Here is a 10585-nt window from a genome sequence, read left to right on the forward strand (position 1 = left end):
GTGTGCCTTGGGTTCGATCTACACTTTGAATAAATCGTTTCATTTAACCCCCAGTTCAAGCGTTTCTTTAAGCATATTTTACAGGGTTTTCAACACGGGGGCTTACGTTTTGACACGGCCTGGGTCGTTTGGAGGCGATCAGAAAACAAAAAATGGCCTTTGGTCTGTGGCTGCTTTCAAGTAACAGGCTGGGTCTACCCCAACGGAGCAGGCGCTTAACTGGGTTAAGTTGTCCCCAAAAAGCCTATGCTCAAATAAGCTCAATGCGCAGTGTGCGGCCAACCGCACTTGCAGCTTTCCTTAAAGTGTCCAACGTCACAGATTGAACGGCTGGGTCGAACAGTCGATCTAGCTGGCGACGGCTGGTGTGCATCCGCTCAGCCATTGCACTCTTTGTCAACCCATGGTCTTTCATCTCGATAGCAATCTGTTCGGCGAACATTTCCTTAATCGCATGGTTTTCACATGATTGAAGCAAGCCATGTTCCGCGAGGAAGTCATCAAATGTCTCATCGCTTACACTGCCATTTTTATGTTGTCCCATTACATCACCTCTCGTTTGCGCCTTAAAGCAAGATCAATATCCGCCTGTGTCGTTTTCTGCGTCTTTTTGATGAAGCCGTGCAGCAAAACCATGTAGTCACTGCCTATACAAAAAATCACCCGCGCGATCCGGTTACTGTCAAGGCCACTCCGCACTTCCCATAAGCCGTGACCAAGCGGCGCACAGTGGGGACGTCCGATAGGCCACCCGAACTCGACTTTCTGGATGTCCTTCCCGACCGTGTGCCGATCAGCTTCAGGCAAGTCCAAAATCCAATCGCGGACAGGTTTGCGGCCAGAAGGGTTCACATAGAACCGTGCTGGCAACTTTTTCGTCCGGTCAATCATCATGGGTAATTGTGTCATATTTGGCACATAATTACAAGCTATTGTGATTATCTGGCAATCATTGATGTCGGCAATTTTGACTAAGCCAAGCTATTCAGCACTGCCTTCGAATTCACTTCGATTTCGTTAAGCACCTCCAGCCAATACCCAATCTCGCTTTTGACCCTCGGCTCGGACTGTGCCCTCGCCAGGCCGTGAGCATTCGATGGTAAACGATGAGGTCTGCCCGCTGTACGCAGTAGCTGGTGGTCGCCACCGTCCTGGCAACGTCACTGAGCACGCCAGGGTTGCACCGGACGCGCTCCATCAGCGCAACTTGCTCCGCCGTATCCCGTTGAGAATCCCCCACAAGACTTCAATGATTATGGGCAATCCGAGTGGGTCAGGATGTGTGAACAGCTCGACTTCCTCAACGTCACCTTTGCCAGTCTGGACGCTCAACATCTCCCGTGTGCCGTTCCGTTCTCAGCCCGGCTTTTCCCTTGGGATATTCGTCATTAGCCAAGGGAAAAGGGTGGCCGTAAGGATTCCTTCGTAAATGAGTAACATCACCCCAACTTATTGAACAAATTAGAGTTATACATCCATTATTTAGGCAGTTTTTTCAAATCATCGCTGTTTTGGTTAAGAATAGCTTGACCCGCTGCTTTCACTGTTCCATCGCCATTGACGTAGAGATAAAGCGTCGTCGTAGTGATCCCTAACCTCTTGGCGACATTACCCGCATTTGCTTTCGAGTCTGCCAATGCTGTCGTCGCCATCATCAGCGTAGGCCTGTCCATTTTGCGGGGTCGTCCGCCTTTCCGCCCTCGTGCCCTTGCTGCTGCAAGCCCGGCATGGGTACGCTCGGCAATCAATTCCCGTTCAAATTCAGCCAGTGCCGCAAAAATCCCAAAGAACAGCCGCCCATTCGAGGTGGTCGTGTCTATTTGGGCGCCAGTACCAGCCAATACTTTCAACCCGACATTTCGTGTCCGCAGTTCGTCTACCGTTGTCACCAAATGCTTCAAGTCGCGGCCCAGCCTATCCAGTTTCCACACCACCAGGGTATTGCCAGGCTGGAGTGCCTTGAGGCAAGCATTTAGCCCAGGCCTGTCATCCTTGCGGCCTGATGCCAAGTCTTCGTAAATCCGGTTTGGCTCGATGCCGGCGGCAATCATAGCGTCACGCTGGGGCGTTAGCGTCTGACTGCCATCATTTTTGGAAACACGGACATAACCGACAAGCATGATGAATTTCAATGTGCAAGAAAAAATAAAAGTAAGGGTATAATATGCGTAGATTTTCTCAATGAGTTTTCTTGTACATTTTTGCTTTGTTTTTGACGTTTTTTTGAGAACAAGATAAACGGACGTTTTTCTTGCACTGGGTCACTTCTTTATTTTTAAATAATGCAGGCTAGCGATACTGCCTATCCTCGGTTCAAAAGCCGTCTTTCCCAAACGGAACTGGAGCAATTCTATACGCCTTCGGATACAGAGTTAATGTTTGGTAATAGCACGACTCGATTAACCGCCACGCGCTTAGGTTTTGTCCTTTTGCTGAAAACCTATCAACGGCTCGGCTACTTCGTTACATCGAAGCAAGTACCAAACTCAATCATCGAGCATATTGGGGTTCTATGACCCAAAGTACAATTTGTCGCTCGCTTCCTCTGAAAGCCTTGGTAGACGTAGCTTTCAGACTATAAATCGATTTTAAATCCGGCTTCACAAAAACTGTAACTTCAAGCAATGGTTCGGTTAAATACCTGCCTATTCAATTTCAGAATTTTTGTTGTTGTGCTTAAATCAGCTAAAGCGTATCAAGCAGGTTAAGTATTGACAACTTCTATATTTCAATTAATATTGAATTATGGAAAATAAAACAGCCGTTATTGCCCTTTCTGCCCTTGCCCAAGAGTCAAGACTTACAATTTTTCGTAGTGTTAGAAGAATTTAAATTTAATTTCTTCACATTTCAGATCATATTCGGGCTTTTACATATAATGCGGGCTTAACCCGCTCTGCAAGCCAATCCGTCCAGGCTGAAAAATTATCACCTTTAGTCGATGATAGTTTGATGATGTGTATGTCGGGATTGACCTGTCTGGCGTACTGAATACAACGCTCCACATCAAAATCGACATAAGGTAACAAGTCGGTTTTATTGATGAGCATTAAATCTGCCGCATGAAACATATCCGGGTATTTGAGTGGTTTATCATCGCCTTCGGTCACCGACAACACGACCACTTTATGCGCTTCACCCAAATCAAATGAAGACGGACACACTAAATTGCCGACATTTTCTATTGCCAGCAGACTGTGATCCTTAACGCCCAGATCCATGATCGCATGACCAATACCATGCGCATCCAGATGACAGGCTCGACCGGTATTAATTTGCAAAGCAGGTATGCCTGTGGCTCTGATTCGATCCGCATCGTGCTCAGTCTGTTGATCACCTTCGATAACTGCAATAGGAAAGCGGTCTTTTAAAACTTTAATGGTTTCAACCAGCAAGGTTGTTTTACCTGCTCCGGGGCTTGAAACCAGATTGAGGGTAAAGATATGATGCTGTTGAAAATGCGCACGGTTCTGCGCGGCGTAGGCATTGTTTTTACTGAGCAAATCCTGTTCAACTTTAACCAGGCGCTCGGTTTCGTGATCATGATGATGATGACCGTGGTCATGGTCATCGTGATGATGAGTCGTTTTTTGATTAGTTTGACCGCAACCGCATATTCCACACATAAATAAACCTGTAAGAGTGTAAGTATTTTTTACTCACCACGAAGAACACAGAGAACACGAAGAAAAATATAAGGCTTTGTGTTCTTCGTGGTAAATAATCAGGTTAAAGAACTTTTGCTTGTTTGCTTAGGTAACACACAAGTCTTTAATCTTCATTTCCGCGCCCTGAATGACTTTAACAAAAGGGCTGCCGCAATAGACACAAGGATCGTATAAGGTTTCCATTTCTATTTGCTGTTGGCATTGCTGACAAAGCCCAAGTCCATTTAGTTCGGAAATAATCAGCTCGGCATTTTCTGCCAGCGAGTCTTTCATGACCACATCAAAACCGAAACGTAATGCGTCCGGCTCAACGCAGGAAAGCTTACCTATTTCCAAAGTCACTTTGGTTACGCTACTGAACTTCTGTCTCAGCGCATGATTTTCGAGAATTTCCCGCACATTCTCAAGCAATGATAGTTCGTGCATATAGGCTAATTCTACTTTGTCAGATTATGCGCAAGATCGTCATACTCGCCGGGAAGCGGGTATCCAGTGCCATGGATGGCAAGCTCAAGCCCATCCATGGAGACTGGATTCCGGCAATCCATGCCGGAATGACGATCTTGAAACATAGCGATCATGTAATCTGACAAAGTAGAACTAACCCGAACTATCCGTTACATGTTGCCGCCATATAGCATTATCAAGATTGCCTAATAATTGCCCGGCAAACTGACACGCTTGCGCTAAATGCTGTTCAGCATTAGCGCTTAAGCCTTCGCCCAGTTCGAACTTTTCCCCTTTAATGCTCAGCAAAAAACACGGCGGGGGCATTTGTTTTTTTATTGATTGATACACCTCTAAAACCGCCGCCGGACTCATAGCGTGGGTGGTGTAGCTTTTGTCCCTGGCGGGGTCAAGCACGGCAAAATCAAAGGTATTGACACAGGCTACAGACGCGTCAACAAACAACACCAACTCTCTATTTTCCAAATCCAGCGCGTGTTCAATTTGTAATTGAAAATCGGTCAGTATTTCAATCGTGTCCAGATTAACTGTGTTCTCGACGTATTCCAGCAATAACGGCCCTAGTGCGTCATCGCCACGACTGATATTACCATAGCCAAAAAGCAGAACCGGTTTAACCATTTAGAAATCACTATCCCGCTCGATTTGACCGTCACTGTGCTTAACCAGCTTATCAATCAGCTTACCGTCAGCATCAATGAGTTCAAGCTGCAACGGCATTTTTCCCACGGCATGGGTCGCGCAGGACAGACACGGATCATAAGCACGAATCGCTACCTCCAGATTATTCAATAACGGCTCGGTCAATTCCCGACCCGATAAATATTCTGCCGCCACTTGCCGCACCGATTCATTCATCGCCATATTATTACTGGTAGTCGAGACGATTAAATTGGCTTTGGTGACGATGTCATTATCATCGACTTGATAATGATGAAATAACGTGCCGCGAGGCGCTTCAATCACGCCAACGCCTTCATAACGCTTTTCGCCTTGAGCGATCAAATCATGGCCCATGATGTCGGGATCATTGAGCAACCCTTTAATACTTTCGGCGCAATGCAAGGCTTCAATCAAACGCGCCCAATGAAATGCCAGCGTGCTATGTACCATTGCTTCCCCGCTGTGCGCTTTAAATTCCACCCGCGCGGCTTCCGCTAACGGTGTATCAATGTAGTCGCAGTTATTCACCCGTGCCAGCGGCCCGACTCGATACCAGCCCTTTTCCTTGCCCAGTGACAACAGATAAGGAAATTTCATGTACGTCCATGAGCGCACTTCTTCATGGATATAATCGCTATATTTGCAATAATCGATGTGATCCATAATCATTTCGCCTTTATCGTTTTTGGCGCGTATGCCGCCATGATAAAGCTCCAACCCGCCATCGGGCTTGGTCAGCCCGAGGTAATTGGTGCGAATGGTGGCGAAATCGTCGTAATAGGGTAGGTTGGAGCAATGCATTTTTTTTATCAGTGCGACCGAACCCGCAGACCACGCGATCATCTGATCAATATCTTCCAACAAATAATCACGTTCGGCTTTGGTCAGCGCTTTATTCATGCCGCCGGCAATCGCCCCCGTGCCATGAATACGTTTACCGGAAATCATACGAATCACTTCCTGTCCGTATTTGCGCAGCTTAACGCCCTGCACACCAATATCCGGATAGGCACCCAATACCGCAATAATACTGCGCTTGCTAATGTCACTTTCAAAGCCGAACAATAAATCAGGGCTGGATAAATGAAAGAAATGCAGGGCGTGGGATTGTAGAACCTGACCGAAATGCAGCAGCCGTCTTAATTTATCCGCTGATGCTGGCAGATTTTCAGGGTCAACGCCGACCAACTGGTCTATGGCTTTAGCAGCGGCTAAATGATGACTCACGGGACAGATACCGCATAAACGCTGTACTAATACTGGTAACTCCCAATAGGGCCTGCCCTGAATAAAACGCTCAAAACCACGAAATTCGACAATATGTAGTCTGGCCTGCTTCACTTTATTTTCCGCATCAAGCAATAAAGTGACTTTGCCGTGTCCTTCAACACGGGAAACAGGATCTACGACGACGCGTTTCAGGTTTTCTTGGTTTTCAGCTGTTTCTAAATGTTCGTACATGGTTATTCTCGAAGTTCGAAGTAAGTTGTACACACCATTCTATCTATGGCCTGACTCAATTAATTACAACGAAGATTCATCAATTCCTGCTACTTTCATGAGATGCTTTTGCAAACCAACTTTCAAAGCCGCATTTCCATGAATGGGAACTGATATGCTGACAATGCTCCCCGTCTTAATATAAATATGGTGACTGCCATTGATACGTTTTAATTCCCAGCCATTGGACTCCAAGAGGCGGCAAAACCGTTTTCCACTTACTCCCTTCAAACTGCGATCTCCAATATCCTGTCATTTTTGGCAAGCGCAATATCTTCAATATCTACCGCCAAACAGCCTTCTACCGCCTCGTATATATTGCTGAGAAGCTCATCAAAAGTTTCTCCTTGAGTAGCACAACCGGGAATTGCAGGCACTTCTGCCCAGTATCCGCCTTCTTCCGCTTCGTGAATAACAACTTTAAGTTTCATGAATATCTCCTTGTTTCTATCATTACCAAGGGGGTGCATAGAATGCACCCCACATAATTATCATTTTTAAAAGTTCGGTTAAGCGCATTGTTAAACATTAATCTACAAAGTCTAAATCAGGCTTGATTCGGTACAGTACGCGAGTACCTCCTTTATTCGTTTGCTCCTCAATAACATCAAAAAACTCTGTTGCCAATATAACTTCCTTCAGTGTTTTATAGCCATATCTCTTTTTTAAGCCAACGACTTCTTCCGGTGCGTGTTGGTGGATAAATTGTGCAGCAGTGGTTAATAACATCCAGCCATCAGTATTTGTAGGTTGGGATGACGTAAGGAATCCCAACAAAAACGTTCAACAATGCGTAAATGTTGGGGTTCGTATCTCCCCCCAACCTACCCGCTTCTCGATTAGGTTAGTTAATCGTAATGAACCAGCTCATAAGGAAGTGTTGGTTCACGTCCATCAATCAAATCCGTCAGAAATTTCCAGAATACGTCTGCTGAAGGCGGGCAGCCCGGTAAAAAATAATCTATTTTCACGACTTCATGAATCGGACGTACTTTATCCAGTAATAACGGCAACTCAGGATCACTGGGAATCTGTGGATTTTCGATACCAATTCCATCGAGATACGCTTCTGCCAGACATTCTTCCAGTGGAATAAAGTTACGCAGCGCAGGTAAACCGCCATTAATGGCGCAAGCACCCACCGCAACCAGAATCTTGCAGTTTTTGCGGAACTCGCGCAAAACATGCACATTTTCTGAATTACAGACACCACCTTCAATCAGGCCTATGTCGCACATGTTGCAATGTTCTATATCAGTAAACGGCGACCGGTCAAATTCAACGACTTCTGCCAACTTCAACATGCGCTCATCAATATCCAGAAATGACGTATGACAGCCAAAGCAGCCCGCCAGCGATGTGGTTGCGATTCTAATTTTACTCCCCATGTTCAGGATGCTCCGTTTCTAAACTGACTTGATCGATTTGTTTATGATCGTAAATACGTTCACCAATCGGCACATGATAGCCGGTTCGTTTAATCAAAATCGCTCCGGTTGGGCAGATATGCGCGGCTTCATCCGCCACTTCCAAGTCAGTATCTTTCAACAGCCCACTTTGGGCATTTACGATTAGATGCTTATTGATACCGCGGCCACTGATAGCAAACACATCTTTACCATCTTTTTGCTGACTGGCGCGAACGCACAGCGTACAAAAAATACAGCGGTTATGATCAATCATTACGTCAGGATGAGAAGCGTCTATTTCCCGTTTAGCATAAAAATGCGGGAAGTGGTTGTCGAGCATATTCAAATAATAGGCAACTGCCTGTAATCGGCAGTTACCGCTTTTTTCGCAGCCAGGGCACAAATGATTGCCTTCGACAAACAGCATTTGAGTGATTTTCTGCCGGTCATCATGCAAATCTTTAGTGTTGTTCATTACATCCTGACCTTCCATTGCCGGAAAGGTGCAGGCAGAACACACACGACCATTCACTTTTACATTACACAATTTGCAACTGCCATGTGGAGTAAAGTCTGGATGGTGGCATAAATGCGGAATATAGACGCCTGCTGCCGTCGCCGCTTCCATAATGGTCTGCCCGTCTTCGAAAGGAATGGATTTGCCATCAATAGTAATTGTTTTACTCATGATCTTCTCCAATTTGCGCTAAATGCGCTCCGACGTCATTGCGATTCGCCATGCGCCTCGCCGTCTCCAGCGCACCATCCAGATCGAATCCCGGTTCATAGCTGATTTCTTTCAACCGGTTTTGATACTGTTCGGGATAACGTTCCAAGGTCGTTAATACCGGATTTGCAGCCGTCTGCCCTAGTCCGCAGTGACTATGGTTTTTAATTAACTGACAGAGTTCTTCCAGCGCCACCACATCACCTGCCGAGCCATGGCCTTCAACAATTTTATCAAGTTGTTTTTTTAATAATGATGTGCCAACACGGCAGGGCGTACAGAATCCGCAGCTTTCATGTGCAAAAAAATGGGTGAAATTATTAACAATATCGAGAATATTGCGACTATCGTTAAAAACAATAAATGAGCCGCCTGTCGCCAAATCTTCAAAAGCCAGCTTGCGGTCAAACTCCTGATTAGAAACAAACGTGCCTGATGGCCCGCCTATTTGAATACCAAGCACATCGCTTGCCCCGCAATCCTTTAAAATAGCCTGAATGGTTGTGCCAAACGGATATTCGTAGATACCGGGACGTGGACAATCACCGCAAATACTCAGGATTTTGGTGCCTTTTGATTTTTCTGTGCCGACGCTGGCAAACCACTCGCCGCCATTGACAGCAATCGCAGACGCCGCATAAAACGTTTCGACATTATTAACTACCGTAGGTTTCCCCAAATAGCCCTGAGTAACAGGATAAGGAGGACGGTTTCGAGGAATGCCAGCTTTCCCTTCAAGTGACTCGATTAACGCGGATTCTTCACCACAAATATAAGCGCCCGCTCCCATGCGGATTTCAATATCAAAATCCAGTCCTTGTTGAAGAATATTATTGCCCAGCAAACCGGTCTTCCGGCGTTCAGCCAACACGCTTTGCAGCTTATCGTAAAGATACAGATATTCGCCGCGCAAATATAAAAAGCCCTGCGTCGCGCCGATAATCGCAGCACAGACCGTCATGCCTTCAAATACCTGATGGGCATAAGAGTTTAACAACACCCTGTCCTTAAAAGTTCCGGGTTCGCCTTCATCGGCATTGCAAATTATGTAACGTTGTTGCTGATTTTGCGTAGCGACATCACAAAATGCACCTTCTTCAGGCCCTTCATAACAAAGATGCCATTTCCAGGCGGTGTTATAGCCCGCTCCCCCCCGTCCACGCAACCCCGCTTGACTGATTTCTGCTAATGTTTCTTGTAAGCCACGTTTAAGCAGTGACCTAAGGGCAGATCCCGGTTGGATAGGTTGATTCAGCAATAAATCAGGCCTGTGGATATTGTCCTCGACAAGAAAAAACTCGGTGGGCCATTGGTCTAATGGCTTTTGCTGATTTATCAGGCTAACAATTTGATCAATGCGCTGGTGGTTTAATCGGGTCAACGCAAAGCCATTAACCAAACCGGCGGGGCCTTGATCGCACATCCCGGTGCATGAGGTGTTATCCAGACTAACCACCCCATCCTCGCGCACCCCACCGACAGCCACGTTCAGTTTGCGTGCCAGATAATCGGTCAGGTATTTCTTACCCAACATGTGATCCGTAATGGAATCACTGATCAGAAGCTCATAGTGTCCTCTTGGGGTTAAATGTAAAAAACTATAGAATTCAACAACGCTGATGATGTGAGTCTGGGGAATATGTAACAACCTAGCCAACTGTTCTACCGCAGCCCCCGGTACATAATGATAGCGGGATTGAATCGCTCTCAGAATTTGCAGCAAATGCGTTGCCTGATGGTGGTTTTTTTCTGCGAGGTCTTGAATAAATTGTCTCATTTTATCGCCCAAGTTTAACCTTTCTGGATGCTTACAATTACAATTTTACCCTACAATTGCCAATCAAATTTTTCAAATAACTTAGGGAAACATTAAACCATCATCTAATTCGTTTTATTTTATGCAGCAAAATAACTATTTTCATTTTGTTATACATAATATTTCGTAGATTTTTGAACTGTTAATTATTAACGATGACGAACTAAATACGTGACCGTCCGCTTCACGCCCTGAGTTGGCCTGTCCAGTTTTTTCGACTGGTTTCACTGGCTTGTTTTGGCAAAGGCGGGCCGCGCCGCCCAAGCGCTTTTGGGTAGGTTGGCTCGTTATAGGGCTTACCTGCCAGCCAACACCGGCAGAGGGTACGAACCCA

The 10585-nt window shown here is 45.9% G+C and carries 15 protein-coding genes; 2 read left to right on the top strand and 13 right to left on the bottom strand.

Going from position 1 to position 10585, the window contains the following annotated elements:
• Nucleotides 1–250: 250 nt before the first annotated feature.
• The 3 genes from ACLQ6D_RS03515 to ACLQ6D_RS03525 form a co-directional block, all read right to left on the bottom strand.
• Entirely contained in the window at nucleotides 251–544 is a 294-nt protein-coding gene (locus tag ACLQ6D_RS03515; protein WP_411725888.1) for a Fis family transcriptional regulator, read from the bottom strand.
• Nucleotides 544–909: a type II toxin-antitoxin system RelE/ParE family toxin gene (locus ACLQ6D_RS03520; protein WP_411725889.1), complete on the bottom strand. Its 366-nt coding sequence runs from the start codon at nucleotides 907–909 to the stop codon at nucleotides 544–546. The genes ACLQ6D_RS03515 and ACLQ6D_RS03520 overlap by 1 nt, the downstream gene beginning before the upstream one ends.
• A 569-nt stretch (nucleotides 910–1478) precedes the next feature.
• Nucleotides 1479–2120 (bottom strand): recombinase family protein, encoded by a 642-nt coding sequence (locus ACLQ6D_RS03525; RefSeq protein ID WP_411725904.1) that lies wholly within the window; start codon nucleotides 2118–2120, stop codon nucleotides 1479–1481.
• Nucleotides 2121–2282: 162 nt separating this feature from the next.
• Here ACLQ6D_RS03525 and ACLQ6D_RS03530 point away from each other — a divergent pair, with 162 nt between their 5' ends.
• Nucleotides 2283–2516, top strand: a complete 234-nt coding sequence (locus ACLQ6D_RS03530; protein WP_411725890.1) for a DUF4158 domain-containing protein — start codon at nucleotides 2283–2285, stop codon at nucleotides 2514–2516.
• A gap of 339 nt (nucleotides 2517–2855) precedes the next feature.
• On the opposite strand, the gene hypB is transcribed toward ACLQ6D_RS03530, so the two are convergent.
• Together hypB and hypA are read right to left on the bottom strand one after the other, a co-directional pair.
• Nucleotides 2856–3626, bottom strand: a complete 771-nt coding sequence (hypB, locus tag ACLQ6D_RS03535; protein ID WP_411725891.1) for a hydrogenase nickel incorporation protein HypB — start codon at nucleotides 3624–3626, stop codon at nucleotides 2856–2858.
• Between the two features lie 126 nt (nucleotides 3627–3752).
• Nucleotides 3753–4094 (bottom strand): hydrogenase maturation nickel metallochaperone HypA, encoded by a 342-nt coding sequence (gene hypA / locus ACLQ6D_RS03540; RefSeq protein WP_411725892.1) that lies wholly within the window; start codon nucleotides 4092–4094, stop codon nucleotides 3753–3755.
• A gap of 26 nt (nucleotides 4095–4120) precedes the next feature.
• On the opposite strand from hypA, the gene ACLQ6D_RS03545 reads away from it, so the two are divergent.
• Nucleotides 4121–4258, top strand: coding sequence for a hypothetical protein (locus ACLQ6D_RS03545; protein ID WP_411725894.1), 138 nt, complete (start codon nucleotides 4121–4123; stop codon nucleotides 4256–4258).
• A 10-nt stretch (nucleotides 4259–4268) separates the two neighbouring features.
• Here ACLQ6D_RS03545 and ACLQ6D_RS03550 read toward each other — a convergent pair whose 3' ends face one another.
• The 8 genes from ACLQ6D_RS03550 to ACLQ6D_RS03585 all read right to left on the bottom strand — a co-directional run bounded on the left by ACLQ6D_RS03550 (nucleotide 4269) and on the right by ACLQ6D_RS03585 (nucleotide 10212).
• Entirely contained in the window at nucleotides 4269–4757 is a 489-nt protein-coding gene (locus ACLQ6D_RS03550; protein WP_411725895.1) for a hydrogenase maturation protease, read from the bottom strand.
• On the bottom strand, nucleotides 4758–6260 hold the full coding sequence (locus tag ACLQ6D_RS03555) for a Ni/Fe hydrogenase subunit alpha (RefSeq protein WP_411725896.1): 1503 nt from the start codon (nucleotides 6258–6260) through the stop codon (nucleotides 4758–4760).
• A gap of 63 nt (nucleotides 6261–6323) precedes the next feature.
• Nucleotides 6324–6530 carry a type II toxin-antitoxin system HicA family toxin gene (locus ACLQ6D_RS03560; RefSeq protein WP_411725897.1) on the bottom strand — a complete coding sequence of 69 codons (207 nt, stop codon included), beginning with the start codon at nucleotides 6528–6530 and terminating at the stop codon, nucleotides 6324–6326.
• A complete protein-coding gene (locus ACLQ6D_RS03565) occupies nucleotides 6527–6730 on the bottom strand; it encodes a type II toxin-antitoxin system HicB family antitoxin (protein ID WP_411725899.1) in 204 nt (67 codons plus the stop codon). Before ACLQ6D_RS03565 ends, ACLQ6D_RS03560 begins: the two co-directional genes overlap by 4 nt.
• Before the next feature lie 97 nt (nucleotides 6731–6827).
• The gene (locus ACLQ6D_RS03570) at nucleotides 6828–7028 is read right to left on the bottom strand and encodes a hypothetical protein (protein ID WP_411725900.1); all 201 of its coding nucleotides are present in this window, start codon (nucleotides 7026–7028) and stop codon (nucleotides 6828–6830) included.
• Nucleotides 7029–7147: 119 nt separating this feature from the next.
• On the bottom strand, nucleotides 7148–7687 hold the full coding sequence (locus tag ACLQ6D_RS03575; RefSeq protein ID WP_411725901.1) for an NADP oxidoreductase: 540 nt from the start codon (nucleotides 7685–7687) through the stop codon (nucleotides 7148–7150).
• Nucleotides 7677–8396, bottom strand: a complete 720-nt coding sequence (locus tag ACLQ6D_RS03580) for a 2Fe-2S iron-sulfur cluster-binding protein (protein WP_411725902.1) — start codon at nucleotides 8394–8396, stop codon at nucleotides 7677–7679. The genes ACLQ6D_RS03575 and ACLQ6D_RS03580 overlap by 11 nt, the downstream gene beginning before the upstream one ends.
• A complete protein-coding gene (locus ACLQ6D_RS03585) occupies nucleotides 8389–10212 on the bottom strand; it encodes an NAD(P)H-dependent oxidoreductase subunit E (RefSeq protein WP_411725903.1) in 1824 nt (607 codons plus the stop codon). The genes ACLQ6D_RS03580 and ACLQ6D_RS03585 overlap by 8 nt, the downstream gene beginning before the upstream one ends.
• Nucleotides 10213–10585: the final 373 nt, after the last annotated feature.

Source organism: Methyloglobulus sp., assembly GCF_046714055.1.
Taxonomy (GTDB): Bacteria; Pseudomonadota; Gammaproteobacteria; order Methylococcales; family Methylomonadaceae; genus Methyloglobulus.